Genomic DNA, 17,668 nt, shown 5'->3' on the forward strand with positions numbered 1-17,668 from the left:
CTGTCGCATACGGGTCGACGGGCTTCGTGCGACACGGCCGAGTGGCGCGTTCACCTGTGGCTCATGTCACTTCGCGCCGGACGGGGCGCCTCGGTTGCGCGATGGTCGCTGGCGTATAAACGACCAATGCCGCTGCACATCCACCGGGCCGAGCGCGCCGACGCCCTGGCGGACGGGCTCGCCGCGCTGCTGGCGACGCCGCTCGCGGATCCGTTCGCCGCCGAGGTGGTCGCGGTGCCCGCCAAAGGCGTGGAACGGTGGCTGACGCAACGTCTGTCGGCGGTGCTCGGGGTCACCCCGGGCGGTGCCGCCCGCGACGGTGTCGCCGCGAATATCGCTTTCCCCTCGCCGTCGACGCTGGTGACCTCGGCGCTCGCGGCCGCGGGCGGTATCCGTCCCGAGGACGATCCGTGGGCGCGCGAGCGCCTGGTGTGGGCGATGCTGCGGGTGATCGACGCGGCCGTGTCCGAGCCGTGGGCCGCGGTCCTGTCGCGTCACCTCGGTGTCGCCGACCCGGCGGGCGCCGACCATCGCGCGGGCAGGCGCTACTCCACCGCCGCCCATCTGTGCGGGCTCTTCGAGAGTTACGCCGCCCAGCGTCCGGCCATGATCGCCGAATGGGCGGCGGGATCGGACACCGACGGCGCGGGCAGGCCGGTGCCGTCGGATCTGCTGTGGCAGCCCGAGCTGTGGCGGCGGTTGCGGGCCGAGTCCGGTGCGCCGAGTCCGGCCGAACGGCTCGCCCCCGCGTGCGACCGGCTGCGCGCGGAACCCGGTCTGGTCGAACTGCCGCAACGGATCTCGCTGTTCGGGGTGACCCGATTGCCCGCCGACCAGCTCGCGGTACTCGACGCCGTCGCGGCCGTGCGGGACGTGCACGTGTGGCTCGCGCACCCGAGCCGGGCCATGTGGTCGGCTCTCGACGGGTCGCCCGTCGCCACCACACGCGCCGCCGACACCTCCGCGACCTCGGTGCGTCACCCGTTGCTCTCGGCCCTCGGTCGCGATGTACGCGAATTGCAGCAGCGCCTGTCCGGCGTCACCGGCTCCGACGAATACCTCGGCGGTGCGGTGCCCGCAGAGCCTTCCCGGCCCGCGCCGACCCTGCTGGCCGCGGTGCAGGACGATATCCGTGACGACCGGTGGCCGCCGAGTGTCCGCGACAGCGCGGACGACAGCCTGCGCATCCACGCCTGCCACGGCCCGACGCGGCAGGTGGAGGTGCTGCGGGAAGCGTTGCTCGGACTGTTCGCCGCCGATCCGACGCTCGAACCGCGCGATGTGCTGATCATGTGCCCCGAGGTGGAGGTCTACGCGCCACTGGTCAGGGCGGCCTTCGGGGCCCGGTCGGCGGGGTCGGGGGATCCCGACGCCGCGCATCCGGCGCAGCTGCTGCGGGTGCGGCTCGCCGATCGCGGGCGCGGTGTCACCAATCCACTGCTCTCGGTGATCGCGGTCCTGCTCGAACTCGCCGACGGGCGGGTGACGGTCACCCAGGTGCTGGATCTGGCGTCGTCGGAAACCGTGCGCAGGCGTTGCGGATTCGATGACGACGGGATCGAGCGGCTGCGCGAGTGGGCGGCCGAATCCGGTGCCAGGTGGGGGATCGGGCAGCGACAGCGCCAGGCGTTCGGTCTCGCGGATTTCGGGCAGAACACCCTCAACGGCGCGGTGGACCGGATCCTGCTCGGCGTCACCGCCGACGAGAGCACCGACGACTGGCTGGATCTGGCCCTGCCGCTGGGTGATGTCGACAGCAACGACGTCGATCTGGCGGGCCGCTTCGCGGAATTCATCGACCGGCTCGCGGTCTGTCTGCGTGATCTGCGCGGGCCCAGGCCCGCGCACGAATGGGCCGCGGCGCTGGGCCGCGCGCTCGACCTGCTCACCGACGTGCCGGAGAGTCAGGCGTGGGTCCGGGCCGAGGCCAGGCGCGAACTCGCCGCAGCCACCGAACACGCGGGCGACGTGTCGCTGCGGCTGCCCGATGTCGGCGTGCTGCTGGCCGGGCGGCTCGCGGCCCGGCCGACCCGCGCGAATTTCCGCACCGGCGAACTCACCGTCTGCACCATGGTCCCGATGCGGTCGGTGCCGCACCGGGTGGTGGTGCTGCTCGGCCTGGACGACGACGTGTTCCCGCGTGCGGGCGGGGTGGACGGCGACGATGTCCTCGCCCGCGACCCGCTGCCGGGGGAACGGGATGCCCGCAGCGAGGACCGGCAACTACTGCTCGACGCGATCACGGCGGCGCGGGAGAAGTTGCTGCTGTTGCACACCGGCGCCGATCCGGTCAGCGGCGCGCCACGGCCGCCGGCGATTCCGGTGGCCGAACTGCTGGACGTGCTGCGCGGCTATCTCGGCGGCGACCTGTCCGAGGTCGCGATCCGCCATCCGCTCCAGAGTTTCGACCGCCGCAACTTCCGCGCCGACCGCCCGTTCAGTTTCGACGCGGTCGCGCTGGCGGGCGCGCGGGCGGCCGACCGCCCCGCCCACCCGCGCCCGGCATTTCTCCCCGACCCGTTGCCGACCCCCGAGCTCGGTGACGTGGCGCTGGCCGATCTGGTGTCGTTCGTCGAACACCCGATCCGCGCGTTCCTGTGGCAACGGCTCGGCCTGCGGGTACCCGAACACCAGGAGGACATCGCCGATCGCCTTCCGATCGAATTGGACGGCCTGGCGAAATGGGAACTGGGCGAACGTATGCTGAACGCCCGGCTGACCGGCGCCGATCCCGCCGGTCTTCGGGCCGCGGAATGGCGGCGCGGGGTCATCCCGCCGTTCGCGCTCGGCGCGGCCGTACTCGACGAGATCGAGCGCACGGTCGACAAATTGGTGCGTGCGTCGGCCGCCGACTACCAGGTTCCCGCGCGGGCGGTGGATATCGCGATCGATCTGGGCAAGGGACGCAGGCTGACCGGAACGGTGCCCGAGGTGCGCGGGGAAACCCTGGTGCGCACCACCTATTCGCGCCTCGCCCCCAAACATCGGATCACCGCGTGGGTTTCGGTGCTCGCGCTCGCCGCGACCGAGGACCGCACCTGGCAGGCGATCACCACCGGACGAGGCCAGTTCAGCCGTCCCGCATGGCGTTCCGCGCTCACCGCGCCGACCGCGCCCGCCGCGGTGGAGATCCTGCGGGAAATCGTCAGACTGCGCGACGCCGGGCTGACCGAACCGCTGCCGATCGCGCCCACAGCCACCGCCGCGTACGCCGAACGTCGCTTCCGCGGTGCGAGCACCGAAGAGTCGTTCGCCGCCGCCGAACGCGAATTCAACGGCGGTGCCAACGGTCCGGGTAAATTCGGCGATCATACCGACCGCCACCTGCGCTACATCTGGGGCGCGGCCCCGCACCTGGACGACCTGACCGCCGTCCCCGCCCCCGCGGGCGAAACCGCCGAGAGCACCCGCTTCGGCGCGCTCGCCCGCCGCCTGTGGGCCCCGTTGCTGGCCGCCGAGATCCAGGGCAGCCCGTGACCGGGCCCGACGGCACGACACGGCAGGGCCGAACGGACACGCGCGGCGGTACGGCCCCGCCGGGCGCCGGTATCGAGCGCCGCGACGCGCGGGCAGGTTCCCGTGGGTGGCGGCCCATGCGCAGTAGGCTGTGCGCGGCGCGGGGGAGTGTTCGGGGGCGGTCGGTAGACGGTGGAAGCAGGGATCCGGAATGACGGTGCAGGACGCGGATCTCGCGTTGCCGGTGCCGGGGGCCGTGAAGTCGGCGGAATCGTTCGATCCCTTCGGGCCGTTGCCCACCGGAACCACCGTGCTGGAGGCGAGCGCGGGTACCGGTAAAACCCACGCGATCGTCGGACTCGCGGTGCGCTACGTCGCCGAGATCGGCATCGATATCTCGCAGTTGCTGCTCGTCACCTTCAGTCGCGCGGCGACCCAGGAACTGCGGGAACGCGCCAGGGATCGGTTCGTCGCGGTCGCGGCGGCACTGGCCGATCCCGAGACCGCCCGTACCTGCGACGACGGACTCGTTCGGCATCTGGCGCAGGTCGACGCCGAGCAGGTGTGGCGCAGGCGGGCCCGGCTGCTGGTCGCCCTGTCCGAGTTCGACGCGGGCACCATCGTGACCACCCACAGCTTCTGTCAGCGCATGCTCGACGAACTCGGCCTGGCGGGTGAGCACGATCCCGGCGCGCGACTGGTCGACACCGTCGACGAACTCGTCCGCACCGTCGCCGACGACCTCTACCTGCACCGGTACGCCCGGACCGAACCGCCGTTCCCGCTCTCCGACGCGCACACCCTCGCGCTCGCCGCCGTGGGTGACCGCCACGCCGCGCTGATCCCCAGGGACGAGGGCCGGATCGGCGAGCGGGCCGCGTTCGTGGCCGCGGTGCGCGCCGAGACCGAGCGGCGCAAACGGTTGGCCGGACTGCGCGATTTCGACGATCTGCTCGTACTGCTGCACGACGTGCTCGCCGACCCGGCGCACGGCGAACGTGCGTGTGCCCGGATCAGGGACCGCTACCGGGTGGCCCTGGTGGACGAGTTCCAGGACACCGATCCACTGCAATGGGACATCCTGCGCCGGTCCTTCCACGGCCACACCACCATGGTCCTGGTCGGGGATCCGAAACAGGCCATCTACGCCTTCCGGGGTGCGGAGGTGCTGAGTTATCTCGACGCCGTCGCCCACGCCGACAGCCGCCTCGGCCTCACCACCAACTGGCGCAGCGACGCCGGACTGCTCGCCGCGCTCGACCACCTCTACGGCGGTGCGGCACTGGGCCATCACGACATCTCGGTGTATCCGGTCGCCGCGACCCGGCCGTGGACTCGATTGACAGGTCCCGCCGAACTCCTCACCCCGCTGCGGGTGCGATGCCTGCCGCGCACGGGCGCGGGTCCGCTGAACAAATCCGGTTTCCCCGTGGTCGGTCGGCAGCGCGCTCGGGTCGCCGACGATCTGGCCGCCGATATCGTCCAAGTGCTCGAATCGGGATCGCGCATCGACGCGGGCGTCGCAACCGATTCCGCGGCGACTCCGCCCGACACCGCCGCGACGGCGAGCCGCCCGATCGGCCCCGGCGATATCGCTGTCCTGGTTCGCACCCGCTCCCAGATCGACGTCGTGCGCGCGGCTTTGGACCGCGTCGGAGTCGCCTCGGTCCTTGCGGGCGGCACCAGCGTCTTCGCCACCCCCAGCGCCACCGACTGGCTGTGGCTGTTGCGTGCGCTGGAACAACCGCACCGATCCGACCGTGTCCGACTGGCCGCCTGCACCCCGATCCTCGGGGTGAGCGCCGTCGAAATCGACAGCGGCGGAGCCGATCTGGTCGGCCGCGTGAGCGCCCAGTTGCGCGACGCGTCCCGGCTCTTCGCCCGGGCCGGATTCGCGGCGGTCTTCGAGAAACTGTCCGCGGAAGCGAATCTCGCGTCCCGATTGCTGACCGTCGAGAACGGTGAACGGCAACTGACCGACCTGCGCCATATCGCGCAACTGCTCGACCAGGTCGCGCTCACCGAGGGCTTCGGGCTCACCGCGCTGACCCGGTGGCTCGGCGACCGGGTGCGCGATCCGGCCTCCGGCAGCGTCGCCGACCGCAGCCGTCGCCTCGACCGTGACGCCGCCGCGGTCCAGATCGCGACGGTGCACGCCAGCAAGGGACTCGAATTCCCGCTCGTCTACCTGCCTTTCGCGTGGGACAGCGCGAAGAATCCGTATCCGGCCACGCTGCTGTTCCACGACGAGGACGGCGCGCGGGTACTCGACGTCGGCGGACCGGACGCCGCCGGATACGCCGAGCGCAGGCAACGTGCCGAGGCCGAGGAGGCGGGCGAGGAACTGCGTCTGCTGTATGTGGCGCTGACCAGGGCCGAATGTCAGGTCGTCGCCTGGTGGGCGCCCGCGGCCACCACCGCGGCGGCCCCGCTGCACCGCATGATCTTCGGCAGGCCCGACGGCGGCGACACGGTGCCGAACCGGGCGACGGTACCCGCCGACGCCGTGGCCGCGCAGACACTGTCGGCCTGGGCGGCCACGGCCGCCGACGCCGTGTCGGTGACCGCGGTGCGGGCCACCGACTCCGTCGAGATCCGGCGGGTGCGCACCGAGGCCGCGACCGGTGAACTGGCGGCGGCGCGGTTCGACCGCGTCCTGGATCAGCATTGGCGGCGCACCTCCTACTCGGCGTTGACCGCGGGCGCCCACGAATTCGTGACCGACAGCGAGCCCGAGGACGAACGCGGACCCGGCGACGAACCCGCCGACGCGCCGATCCTCGAGGACGAGCCGGTCGCCGGGGCGTCGTCGCTGATGAACGCGCTGCCCTACGGCGCGGAATTCGGCACCCTGGTGCATTCGGTCCTCGAACGTGTCGACACCGACGCCGCAGATCTCGACGCCGAAGTACATGCCCGGTGCCGTGACGCTGTCGAGGAGTCGATGGCCGATTTCGATCCGGAACTGCTGGGCGCCGCGCTGGTCGCGGTGCTGCGCACGCCGCTCGGATGCGGCGCGCTCGCCGATTTCGCCGGTCGCGACCGACTCGCCGAACTCGATTTCGAACTGCCGCTGGCCGGTGGCGACGTGCTCGCGACGCGCCCTTCCACGCTGCGCCGGATCGCGGATCTGCTGCGCGCGCATCTCGGCGCCGACGACATCTTCCACACCTACGCCGACCAGGTGGAAACCCTGGAGGACACCCCGCTGCGCGGCTATCTCACCGGCAGTATCGACGCGGTCCTGCGTGTCACCGACGGCGCGGCACCTCGTTTCGTCGTCGTCGACTACAAGACCAACCGGCTCGGCACCGGCGACCTGACCGTCGATCATTACACGCGCGAACGCATGGCGGCGGAGATGCTGCGCTCGCACTATCCGCTCCAGGCGCTGCTGTATTCGGTGGCCCTGCACCGGTATCTGCGCTGGCGGTTGCCCGGCTACGATCCCGAGCGGCATCTGGGCGGCTGCGCCTACCTGTTCGTGCGCGGCATGATCGGCCCGGCGACCCCGCCCGGATGCGGCGTCTTCGACTGGGATCCCCCGCCCGCGTTGATCCTGGCGCTGTCGGATCTGCTCGCGGGGGAGATCTCGTGAGCGCGGTGGCCGAGGTGCGGCTGCGGCGGATCCGGGTGTCGGAGTCCGGCGGAACCACCGCGATACGGAAGGTTCCGGTGCGCCGGTGACATCGATCCAGGTGGCCCAGCGCGGCACCGGTCTGCTGCGAATATTCAACGAGGCGGGCGTGCTGTCGGCGGCGGACGTGCACGTCGCGCTGCGGTTGGGCAGGCTCGGGCGCGAATCGTCCGAGGAGGTGCTCTTCGCGGCCGCGCTGGCGGTGCGGGCGGTGCGCTCGGGATCGGTATGCCTCGAGCTCTACCGCATGCGCGATATCGGTGTCGACGCCGACGAGGACCGCGAGACGGCCGGTATCGATCCGACCGCGTTGCCGTGGCCCGATATCGAGGCGGTGGTCGCGGCGTTGCGGGTGAGTCCGCTGGTCGTCGGCGGCTCGGGCGGGCCGCTCACCCCGCTGCGGGTCGTCGCGGCCGAGGCCGGTTCCGACGCGGGACCGCTGCTGTATCTGGACAGGTATTTCCAGCAGGAGCAGACGATCCGCCTGGTGCTCACCGAACGGGCCGCCCACCATCCGGTCGTCGATCCCGATATCGTGCGCGCGGAACTGGATCGGCTCTTCGACGGTCCGCACGGCATCGCGACCGATCGTCAGCGGCTGGCCGCCGCATTGGCGGCCACGCACTGGACCACGGTGGTCGCGGGCGGTCCCGGCACCGGGAAGACTCACACCATCGCGCGCATCCTGGCCTTGCTCGACGCGCACCGCAAGGCCGATCCGAAGGCCCCCGCACTGCGCATCGCCCTGGCCGCGCCCACGGGTAAGGCCGCGGCCCGATTGCAGGAGGCGGTGCGTGAACAGGCGGGCGAACTCGGTCTGCCCGAACTCACCGCGGCCACCCTGCACCGCCTGCTCGGCTGGCAGCGTGGCCGCACCGCCCGGTTCCGCTACCACGAGTTCAATCGGCTGCCCTACGACGTGATCGTGGTGGACGAGACCTCGATGGTCTCGCTGACCATGATGGCGAGTCTGCTCGCCGCGCTGCGCCCCGACACGAGGGTGGTGCTTGTCGGTGATCCCGATCAGCTGGCCTCGGTGGACGCGGGCGCGGTCCTGGCCGATCTCGTCGCGGGACCGGTTGTCGGCGAACCCAATCCGATCCTGGACCGCATCCTGGGCGGCCAGGCGACCGACGGTGATCGCGACGCGGAGGCGCTGTCGACGCTGGAGCGGACCCGATTGCGCGGTGGCATCGTCCGGTTGACGCGCGGTCGCCGATTCGGCGGCAGGATCGCCGAACTCGCCGTCGCGGTCCGGGCTGGCGACGCCGACACCGCCCTGGAACTACTGCGCGCGGGCGGACCCGAACTGTCGCTGTGCGCTCCCGATCAGACCAGGGCCGTCCGCGCCGACGTCGTCGCCGCGGCCGCCGCGGTGACCTCGGCGGCGCTCGAGGGCGACGCGGCGGGCGCGCTGACCGCGCTGGAATCGCATCGGCTGCTGTGCGCGCACCGGCAGGGACCGTTCGGCGTCGAACGGTGGGACCGGATGGCGGCGGAATGGGCCGCCGCGGGCGGTGCGGGTCCCGAATCCGCGCTCGCGCCCTGGTATCCCGGCCAGCCGCTGCTGGTCACCGCCAACGACCACGAGGCCCGTATCTACAACGGCGACACCGGTGTCATCGTGCGGCTGCCCGACGGATCGCTGCGGGCGGCACTGCAACGCGGCAGCACCCCCTACCTGGTGCATCCCACCCAGTTCCCCTCCGTGGTCACGGTATTCGCGATGACCATCCATCGCAGCCAGGGCAGCCAGTACGACACGGTCTCGGTGGTCCTGCCCGAACCGGAATCCACCCTGCTGACCAGGGAACTGCTCTATACGGCGATCACCAGGGCGCGGCGCCACGTGCGCGTCATCGGCACCGACGAATCCATTCGCGCCGCCATCGCTCGCCGGGTGCTGCGCGCCAGCGGGCTGTCGCGACGCGGTGTCCAGGAACCGGCGGGCACCGGGTGAAGCGTGCTCAGCCCACGTCGAACAATCGCGCCGCGTTCCGGTAGCAGACCTGCCGCAGCCAGTCCTCGCCCAGCTCCAGCCGTTCCAGCGCGTACACCGAATGTCCGTACGGATACGGAATATTCGGGAAGTCGCTGCCGAAGAGGATGCGCTCGCCCAGGTCGTGCAACCGTCCCCGTTCGGTGACCGGGTAGGGGGCGTCCGCTTCGCTGAAGTCGGTCCAGACCATCGTGGTGTCGAGGTGGACGCCCACGTATTCCTGTGCCAGGTCCAGGAATTCGGAATATTCGGGGGTGCCCATGTGGGCGACGATCAATCGCAGGCGCGGGAAGCGCCGCAACAGCGCGGCGATGGGTCCGGGTCCGGTGTAGGTGCCGGGAGCGGGGCCGGAACCGCAGTGCACGAGCGCGGGAATTCCGCTGTCCTCCAGCAGACCCCACACCGGGTCGAGCAGGGGATCGTTCGGGGCGAAGTCGCCGACCTGGATGTGCACCTTGAAAACCCGCGCGCCCCGGTCGATCGCGGTCCGCACGTATTCCGGTGCGCCCGGCTCGGGATAGAAGGTCGCGGTGTGCAGGCAGTCCGGTGTCCGTCGCGCGAATTCGGCGGTCCACTCGTTGAGCCACGCCGCCATCGCGGATTTGTGCGGGTACACCAGCGCGGTGAAGGCGCGAACGCCGAAGTCGCGCAGGGTCTTCAGGCGCACCTGTTCGTCGTCGCGATAGGTGATAGGCCAGTCCTTGCCCGTCATCGGACCCACCGCGTCGAAATACGCCCACACCTTGCGCAGTACCTGTTCGGGCATGAAATGGGTGTGGACGTCGATGATGCCGGGCAGCTCGAGCCGGGAGCGGAAATCGGCGAGATAGGCGTTGTCGTCGTGGCCGGTCATGACACCTCCTGGCGTGCGGGCGGATGCACCGCCCGCGCGAAATCGCCGACCCGGGTGATCAGCCGATCGAAGAAGACCACCGGATCGGTGCCGATCACGATGTCGGCGTTGGGTTGCCTGCCCCACATCCCCGCCCAGTCGGCGACCGTGGTCGCCCTGGTGAGTGTTCCGGTCAGTTCGACGTCCACCGTCGCGGGCCGCAGCACCGCGAGTGCGGGATCGATGGCCACCGCGGCCGCGAACGGATCGTGCATGTGCGCGAGGTACCCCTGGTCGTGATGACGGTGGAATTCGAAATAGAACCGCACCGCGTCATCGATGTGGCGCACCACCGGATTCGGCGAGGTGGAGCGCAGTCCGTCCGGATCGTGCGCCGAGACGGGTCGGTCAGGAGGGCATCCCGCCCGCTCCGCGAGCCTGCGCAGATGCTCGGGGAACATCTCGATGGTTTCGGTGATGTCGAGGGCGCAGATGATGGGCCTGCGATCGGCGGGAGCCGAGGAGAAGGCGTCGAACACCTCCTTGGCGGCCTCGGGGTCGACGTGCACATTCCATTCGTTGGTCGGCGTGGTGTTGCCCGGATGGTTGAACGCGCCGCCCATCACGACGAGTCGTCGCAGCAGGGTCGGGAGTTCGGGTTCGATCCGCAGCGCCAGCGCGAGATTGGTCAACGGGCCGGTGCACAGTCCGATGAGCTCGCCCGGATGCGCCCTGGCGAGCTCGACCCACATCCGCGCGGCGGAGCGGTCCGAGAGCGATCGCGTCGATTCGGGAAGTTCGGCGTAGCCGATGCCCTGCGGACCGTGGGTGTCCTCGGTGGTTCGCAGCGGAATCGCCAGCGGTTCCGGCGCGCCGAGCGCCACTTCGATGTCGGGGGCTCCGCACACGTCCAGCCACGCCAGATTGTTCGCGGCCACCCGGTCGGCGGGAACGTTGCCCGCGGTGGCGGCGATTCCGGCGATCTCGGCATCGGGGGAGGCCAGCAGGTACAGCAGGGCCAGTGAGTCGTCGATGCCGGTGTCGACGTCCAGGATGATCCGCGCTCGCACAGCACGAGACTAGCGACCGTCCGGACAACCCGGCCCGGTGGCGTCGCCAGTGTTAGGACATACGTCTGGTACATATGTCTAAGACGTGTTGTAGGCTGTGGGGATGGGCAACCGGGAAGACCTGCTGGCGGGAGCGCGCAAGGCGATCATGGAACGCGGCGTCGCCAAGACCACCGCGCGCGATATCGCCGCGGCGGCGGGCGTCAGCCTCGCCGCCATCGGCTACCACTTCGGCTCCAAGGAACGGCTCATCACCGAGGCACTGGCCGAGGCGCTGGGCACCGGCATCGGCGACGCCATGGACGCGTTGATCCGCACCACCGCCGACCTGCCGATGACCGAGACGTTCGCGGCGATGGTCGACGGTCTGCCCGCGATCTTCGCCGAACATCGCGAGGGCATGTTGGCGAGTATGGAGAACCTGCTGCGCGTCGCGCGGTCGGACCGGCCACAGTCGTTCATGTCCGACAACCTGGCGGGCGCGTACGCCGATATCGCCACCGCCCTTCGCGAAACCCATCCCGAACTCGACGCCACGCAGGCCGACGCCGTCGCGGAACTGTATTTCGCGATCACACAGGGATTCTCGGTGCTGTGGATCATCGACCCCGGCGGCGCGGTCCCCGGCGGCGGGCGACTGGTCGAGGCGTTCCACGCCGTCGCCGGGACCGCGACGCCCTAATCGTCGCGGTCCCCGGCCTGCTCGCCGGTATCGAGGACCGGCACATTCCACAGTTGCCGCAGGGCCACCACCGCGATGACGAGCGAGGCGATACCAGCGATGGCCGCGGTGATGTGGACGCCGTGCAGGTAGGCCGTGCGCGCCGCGCCGAGGACCGCGTCACCGAGGTCACCCGGCAGTTCCGACGCGACCCGCGCGGCCGCGCCGAGCGTGTCACGGACCGAGTGGACGTCGTCCTCGGACAGTCCGGCGGGCAGCGTCGTGGCGAGGTCACCGCGGTAGATCGCGATGCTGACGCTGCCGAGGATCGAGATTCCCAGTGCGCCACCGAGTTCGGCCCCGGTCTCCGAGACGCCCGACGCCGCGCCCGCCTGTTCGGGCGGCGCCGACCCCACGATCATCTCGGTGGTGATGCCGAAAACCGGTGCCAGTCCGAGCGAACAGACCACCGACGCCGCCAGCGCGAGGCCGTATCCGTCGCCCGCGCTCAGTCGCGTCATCATCAGCAGACCGACGCCGGTCAGCGCCAGTCCGCCACCGATGAGATAGGCGGGGCGCACCAGCGGCATCACGCGCGGGGTCAGTTGCGAACCGATCAGGAAGCCCAGGCCCGAGGGCGCCATCACCAGGCCGGTCGCCAGTGGGCTCATGCCGAGGACGAGTTGGAAGTACTGGGCGACGAACAGGAAATACCCGAACGCGACGAAGACCCCGATCATATTGATCACCAGTGCGATTCGGAACGTGGGGAGCCGGAACAACCGTAGGTCGAGCATGGGATCGGAACTGCGCAGCTGTCTGCGGGTGAACACCACCGCGAGCAGCGCGCCGCCCGCCAGCGCGAGCGCCGGGCCGAGGCCGAGACCGTCCTGCGCGATCGCCTTCATACCGAAAACCACGGCGATCATCGTCGCCACGCACAGTGCCGCGCTCAGCGGATCGAGCCGCCCGGCCCCCGGATCACGGAATTCCGGCAGCACCCTGGGGCCGAGGACGAGCAACAACACCATCACCGGCACCGCGAGCAGGAAGACCGAGCCCCACCAGAAGTGTTCGAGGAGTACGCCGCCGAAGATCGGCCCCACCGCGCCGCCGGTCGAATACGCGCCGACCCACACGCCGACCGCGATCGACCGCTGCCTGGCGTCGCGGAACATGTTGAAGATCAGCGACAGCGTGGACGGCGCGACCGTCGCACCGGCGATACCCAGCAGCGCGCGACAGGCGATGAGGACCTCGGTGCTGGTCGCGAACGCGGCGACCACCGAAACCACCGCGAACAGCGCCGCGCCGAACAGCAGAATCCGTCGCCTGCCGATCCGGTCGCCGAGGGTGCCCATGGTGATCAGCAGGCCCGCCACCATGAACCCATAGATATCGATGACCCAGAGCAGTTGCGCGCTGCTCGGATGCAGCTCGGCGCTGATCATCGGCACGGCCAGGTGCAGGACCGTCATATCCATGGCGTAGACCAGACAGGCCAGTGCGAGCACGGTGAGCCCGACCCATTCGGTGCGTCCGGCACGCGGCAGCGTCCCGTCCGGGGTGAGCACGGGCGAGACGGAATCCACGAGGCTGTCTCCTTCCGGGAACGGTGACGGGCGAGTCACCATTGCACCGCCGGAAGGCGACCGTTCGCAAAGGGTTTTCTACCGGCCGATCAGCGCGTGCGCACCGGCCAGGACGGGTAGTTCCTGCCGTAGTCGGGGGCGGGCCACGCGTAGTCCGGATATTCGACGAGGGCGGGCGCCGCGGTGGTGAAACTGCCGTGCCTGACCACGGCGTCCGGGTTGGGCGGTGTCGCCGGGGGATGGTTGAGCGTGCGTCCCGGCGCGGTCAGCAGCCAGGACGCGGTGCGCGCCAACGACACCCGCACATCCCGGCCGACACCGTCGTAGGTGCGCGCGGCCAGCGCGTCGATGATGCCCGCCGCCAGCAGATATCCGGACGCGTGGTCGAGTGCCTGCGCGGGCAGGGTACCCGGCACCGACGGCGCGCCCTCGGTGATGGAGATACCGGTCGCGGCCTGCACGATGCTGTCGAATCCGCGCCGTCCGCCCCACGGACCGCCTTCACCCCACGCGGAGACCCGGCCGTGGATCAGACCCGGTCGCTGCGCGGGGGTCAGGCCCGCGCGTTCGAGACAGCCGGGGCGATAGCCGGTCACCAGGACGTCCGCCGAGACCAGCAGATCGTAGAAAGCCGGGTCGCGCAGATCGAGCCTGGTCGAGAGTTTGCCCTGGCAGGTATCCACGTACTGCCACGGAATCTCCGGCAGGAACGGCGGATCCACCCGCAGCACCTCGGCGCCGAGCAGCGCCAGGGTTCGCGTCGCCACCGGGCCCGCGACGACCCGGGTCATGTCGAGCACGCGAATGCCACGGAGGGGCTGGAACGGGGTGGCATCCGAACGCGCGATACTGCTCGCCCGGTCGTGGCGCGCTTCGATCGCGACCAGCGGGCCGTGGGCCGCCGCCTCCGCTTCGGGCGTGCCCGCCCATTCCTCTTCGGTACGGACCCGGACCGCGATCGCGCCGTAGGCGGCGGCGGTCTCCTCCACATCGGTTGCCCGGCTCATGGCGAGCTGGGCTACCGCCAGATCTATGGGCGCGTTCTCCGCGAGACCGAGCGCGGCAAGTAAGCGAGTTCTGTGGTGCGGATAGTTGGCGTGGGTGCGCACCCAGCCGTCGAAGGTGGGGAAGAAACCGGACAGGTCGGCGAACATGGCGGGCTGCCTGCCGTTCGCGCGGACTAGTCGGTCGCTGGAGAAGGCCGCGGCGATGCGCACGGGATCGATCCGGTGCGCCATGGGGGCGAGGCCGTGCGCGTCACGGATGCGGTTCGACGCCGCGGTCAACGCCGCGATCGATCCGGCCGCCAACGACCAAACCGGCAGTGTCGCAGCGAGATTACCGCCAGGGTCCGGGACCGGGGTGATGGCGGAAGTGGGGACACCGATGCCGGCTTCGTAGTCGTGGACCAGCCGTGCGTGATCGTTCACCACCACGACAGTAGTAGTTCCCCACCCGAAGCGTGGAGCCCGAGTCGGCCGGTCAGGCCCGGCAACCCCGGTGCAATGCCTCGGTCGCGCGCCGACGGCGCAGCAGCAGATATCCCGCCCAGGACGTGACGACGCAGATGGCGACCAGCACGCGCACCAGTCCCAGCGCGCTCTCCGGATAGATCACGCCGGTCAGGTAGTGATCGATGAACCCGCTCGAGGGCAGTCCGTCCTCGCCCGCGCGGCGGCGCGACCAATCCTCCAGGTGGGTCAGCGGGCAGTCGTAGCCGACCAGGATCGTGCCGAATCCCCACCCGACCGCGAGCAGATGCAACCAGAGGGTGCGCGGCCACCGCCACGCCAGGAAACCGCCGACGACCACGTAGGCGACGAAGGCGAAATGGAGGACCGCGGTGGCGTCGGCCAACAGCCGGTACAGCATCCCACCAGCATAGGCGTCACCAGGGCGAGGTCCGGTAGTCCTTCAGGAAGCAGCCGAACAGGTCGTTGCCGTTCTCGCCCTGCACGATCGGGTCGTAGACGCGGGCCGCGCCGTCGACCAGGTCCAGCGGTGCGTGGAAACCCGATTCGGCCAGGCGCATCTTGGTGTAGTGCGGACGTTCGTCGGTGATCCACCCGGTGTCGACCGCGGTCATCAGGATCGAATCCTCCTCGAACATCTCGCGAGCGCTGGTGCGGGTCAACATGTTCAGCGCGGCCTTCGCCATATTGGTGTGCGGGTGACCCGGCCCCTTGTACGCACGGGAGAACTGACCCTCCATCGCGGAGACGTTCACGACGTACTTGCGGCGCGCCCCCGCCGCGGCCATCGCCGGTCGCAGCCGGGAGACCAGGATGAACGGCGCGACCGAATTGCACAGCTGCACTTCGAGCAGTTCGGTCGGATCCACCTCGGTGACCGTCTGCACCCAGCTGTTGCTGTGCGCGAGATCGGGCAGCAGACCGCCCGCGTCGATCGCGACGCCGCGCGCGATGCGCTCGGGGGTGGCAGACCCGGCGACCAACGCCAGTTCCGCCACATCGGCCGCGGTGAGCGTCGGCGCGAGGGAGGCGGTGAGCGCGGTGGGGTGGGCCTGCATGGTCTTGCCGAAGGTGACCACGTCCGGCAGCGCGCCCGCGGGCAGCGGACCCGATTCCGCGTCGACCAGCGCGCTGTAGGCGCCCGTCGACCGGCGCACGGTCTGGGCGGCGTTGTTGATCAGGATGTCGAGCGGACCCTGCGCGGCCACATCGTCGGCGAGGGCGACCACCTGGGCCGGATCGCGCAGGTCGATGCCGACGATGCGCAACCGGTCCAGCCAGTCGGCACTGTCGTCCATGGCGGCGAAGCGGCGGATGGCGTCGTTGGGGAAACGGGTGGTGATGGTGGTGTGCGCGCCGTCGCGCAGCAACCGCAAGGCGATGTACATGCCGATCTTGGCGCGGCCGCCGGTGAGCAGTGCCCGTCGACCGGACAGATCGGTTCGCGCGTCGCGCTTGGCATGGCTGTCGGCGGCGCAGTCCGGGCACAACTGGTGGTAGAACGCGTCGACCCTGGTGTAGTGCTGTTTGCAGATGTAGCAGGGGCGCGACCGTAACAGGGTGCCCGCGCTCGCACCCGAGGTCGACGAGGTGAGCGGGATACCCGCGGTCTCGTCGTCGATCCGATGGGGCGAGCCGGTGGCCGTCGAGGCGACCACGGCCCGGTCGGCCTCCGAGATCGCGGCCCTGGCCTCGTTGCGCCTGCGCTGCTTGAGCTTCTTGAACATGTGCCCGACGGCGCGCTGCACCGCGACCGAATCCGGATGTTCCTTGTCCAGTTGTCCCGCCTGTTCGAGAACACGCAGGCAGGCGGCAAGATCATCCGGATCGATGGCCGGGTCGGTCGGAAGCGGCGACATGGTGTTCTCGGCCATCGGAATGCGGGGCGATCCTTCGTGAACGGGGGCGGTTTGCGCGTCCATTGTCGCATTCGCCCTGCGTGCCCGGCCGAACGCCTCCGCCCACCGCTTTCGTCCGGCTACCGGTCGGCGGCGTCGGCGCCGGGGTAGGGCACGTCCGCGTCGAGCAGATCCTCCACGAAATTGGCGATGGCCTCGGCGACGAGAAGTGGTTCGGTCACCGGGAGCCAGTGATCGGCCGGGATGGAATTGCGCCAGAGCCGATCCACCCAGCGTGCGCTGCCGTAGTAGAGAAACGGCGGGACGAAGACGTCGGTGGTGTCGACCACCAGTTGTACGGGCACGGCGGTACGGCGTTGCCGGGGGCGCAGCAGGTGGTGCGCGAGGTTGACGCAGGCGATCCGCGCGCCCGTCGCCAGATCCGTCCGCCAGGTCGGCGCGGTCGTCGCGTGGGCTCGGGCGATGCCGCCGAGTTGTTCGATGACCCAGGTGCGCACCCGCGGCGGGAACGCGATGCGCTGCGCCGCGATCTGTGCCGAATTCGCGCTGTGGCGCCAGAACTTCCTGTCGGTCAGCAATTGCGCCGCGTAACCGGGATCGCGGATCAGTTCGCGCAGGGTGATGCCGACGTGGTCGAGATTCGGTCCGGCGATGGCGGTGAACGAGGCGATCCGGGTGTTGGCCCGCGCGTCGCAGACCGCCTCCCAGATCTGTACGGCTCCCCAGCCGTGCCCGCACACGTGCACCGGTCGATGCGGACTGACCGCGTCGACGAGGGCGAAGAAGTCCTCGGCGAGCAGATCGAGCCGATAGCCGTGCGGTTCGTCGGGTCGCGAGGAGCGTCCGTGTCCGCGCACGTCGTAGGTGATGACCCGGAATCCGTCGGCGAGCAGCACCGCCACGTCGGTCCAGACCCGATGGGTGTCGGAGAGTCCGTGCACCAGCACCAGGGGTTCGTCACCGCGCCTGCCCCATTCGTAGACGGCCAGGTCCACCCCGTGCCCGCGCACGGTCGTCGTGCGAACGGGACGATGGGTGCCCGCCGGATCGGGGGTGTCGAACGGTCGATTCATGTCGGTGTCGCCTCGGT

At 70.3% G+C, this 17,668-nt stretch carries 11 protein-coding genes; 4 read left to right on the forward strand and 7 right to left on the reverse strand.

The window, feature by feature from the left end:
* Nucleotides 1-126: 126 nt before the first annotated feature.
* The 3 genes from recC to recD all read left to right on the forward strand — a co-directional run bounded on the left by recC (nucleotide 127) and on the right by recD (nucleotide 9,053).
* Nucleotides 127-3,477 (forward strand): exodeoxyribonuclease V subunit gamma, encoded by a 3,351-nt coding sequence (gene recC, locus OG225_RS09870; RefSeq protein WP_405181381.1) that lies wholly within the window; start codon nucleotides 127-129, stop codon nucleotides 3,475-3,477.
* A 190-nt stretch (nucleotides 3,478-3,667) separates the two neighbouring features.
* Nucleotides 3,668-7,054 (forward strand): UvrD-helicase domain-containing protein, encoded by a 3,387-nt coding sequence (locus OG225_RS09875; protein WP_405181382.1) that lies wholly within the window; start codon nucleotides 3,668-3,670, stop codon nucleotides 7,052-7,054.
* Nucleotides 7,055-7,139: 85 nt separating this feature from the next.
* Nucleotides 7,140-9,053, forward strand: a complete 1,914-nt coding sequence (gene recD, locus OG225_RS09880; RefSeq protein WP_405181383.1) for an exodeoxyribonuclease V subunit alpha — start codon at nucleotides 7,140-7,142, stop codon at nucleotides 9,051-9,053.
* Between the two features lie 7 nt (nucleotides 9,054-9,060).
* Here the strand turns inward: recD and OG225_RS09885 are convergent, their stop codons facing one another.
* Nucleotides 9,061-9,945, reverse strand: a complete 885-nt coding sequence (locus OG225_RS09885; protein WP_405181384.1) for an amidohydrolase family protein — start codon at nucleotides 9,943-9,945, stop codon at nucleotides 9,061-9,063.
* Complete coding sequence (locus tag OG225_RS09890; protein WP_216906774.1) at nucleotides 9,942-10,994, reverse strand: nucleoside hydrolase; 1,053 nt, start codon at nucleotides 10,992-10,994, stop codon at nucleotides 9,942-9,944. The genes OG225_RS09885 and OG225_RS09890 overlap by 4 nt, the downstream gene beginning before the upstream one ends.
* A gap of 103 nt (nucleotides 10,995-11,097) precedes the next feature.
* Here OG225_RS09890 and OG225_RS09895 point away from each other — a divergent pair, with 103 nt between their 5' ends.
* The gene (locus OG225_RS09895) at nucleotides 11,098-11,676 is read left to right on the forward strand and encodes a TetR/AcrR family transcriptional regulator (RefSeq protein ID WP_405181385.1); all 579 of its coding nucleotides are present in this window, start codon (nucleotides 11,098-11,100) and stop codon (nucleotides 11,674-11,676) included.
* Here the strand turns inward: OG225_RS09895 and OG225_RS09900 are convergent.
* The 5 genes from OG225_RS09900 to OG225_RS09920 all read right to left on the reverse strand — a co-directional run bounded on the left by OG225_RS09900 (nucleotide 11,673) and on the right by OG225_RS09920 (nucleotide 17,651).
* Nucleotides 11,673-13,289 carry an MFS transporter gene (locus OG225_RS09900; protein WP_216906779.1) on the reverse strand — a complete coding sequence of 539 codons (1,617 nt, stop codon included), beginning with the start codon at nucleotides 13,287-13,289 and terminating at the stop codon, nucleotides 11,673-11,675. The two genes, OG225_RS09895 and OG225_RS09900, sit on opposite strands and share 4 nt — an antisense overlap.
* A gap of 47 nt (nucleotides 13,290-13,336) precedes the next feature.
* Entirely contained in the window at nucleotides 13,337-14,677 is a 1,341-nt protein-coding gene (locus tag OG225_RS09905) for a CoA transferase (RefSeq protein ID WP_405181386.1), read from the reverse strand.
* Between the two features lie 52 nt (nucleotides 14,678-14,729).
* Nucleotides 14,730-15,119, reverse strand: coding sequence for a DUF2784 domain-containing protein (locus OG225_RS09910; RefSeq protein ID WP_216906783.1), 390 nt, complete (start codon nucleotides 15,117-15,119; stop codon nucleotides 14,730-14,732).
* 16 nt (nucleotides 15,120-15,135) lie between these two features.
* Nucleotides 15,136-16,593, reverse strand: a complete 1,458-nt coding sequence (locus tag OG225_RS09915) for an SDR family NAD(P)-dependent oxidoreductase (protein WP_405181387.1) — start codon at nucleotides 16,591-16,593, stop codon at nucleotides 15,136-15,138.
* A 104-nt stretch (nucleotides 16,594-16,697) separates the two neighbouring features.
* Nucleotides 16,698-17,651 carry an alpha/beta fold hydrolase gene (locus OG225_RS09920; RefSeq protein WP_405181388.1) on the reverse strand — a complete coding sequence of 318 codons (954 nt, stop codon included), beginning with the start codon at nucleotides 17,649-17,651 and terminating at the stop codon, nucleotides 16,698-16,700.
* Nucleotides 17,652-17,668: the final 17 nt, after the last annotated feature.

Origin of the sequence: Nocardia sp. NBC_01377 (genome assembly GCF_045040005.1) — a bacterium.
Classification (GTDB): Bacteria; Actinomycetota; Actinomycetes; order Mycobacteriales; family Mycobacteriaceae; genus Nocardia; species Nocardia noduli.

Bases quoted from the DNA above. Each gene is read 5' to 3' on its own strand.
- OG225_RS09900 (WP_216906779.1), bottom strand. From the start codon at position 13,289: ATGGTGACTCGCCCGTCACCGTTCCCGGAAGGAGACAGCCTCGTGGAT.
- OG225_RS09885 (WP_405181384.1), bottom strand. From the start codon at position 9,945: ATGACCGGCCACGACGACAACGCCTATCTCGCCGATTTCCGCTCCCGG.
- recC (WP_405181381.1), top strand. From the start codon at position 127: ATGCCGCTGCACATCCACCGGGCCGAGCGCGCCGACGCCCTGGCGGAC.
- OG225_RS09875 (WP_405181382.1), top strand. From the start codon at position 3,668: ATGACGGTGCAGGACGCGGATCTCGCGTTGCCGGTGCCGGGGGCCGTG.
- OG225_RS09915 (WP_405181387.1), bottom strand. From the start codon at position 16,593: ATGGCCGAGAACACCATGTCGCCGCTTCCGACCGACCCGGCCATCGAT.
- OG225_RS09920 (WP_405181388.1), bottom strand. From the start codon at position 17,651: ATGAATCGACCGTTCGACACCCCCGATCCGGCGGGCACCCATCGTCCC.
- OG225_RS09895 (WP_405181385.1), top strand. From the start codon at position 11,098: ATGGGCAACCGGGAAGACCTGCTGGCGGGAGCGCGCAAGGCGATCATG.
- OG225_RS09910 (WP_216906783.1), bottom strand. From the start codon at position 15,119: ATGCTGTACCGGCTGTTGGCCGACGCCACCGCGGTCCTCCATTTCGCC.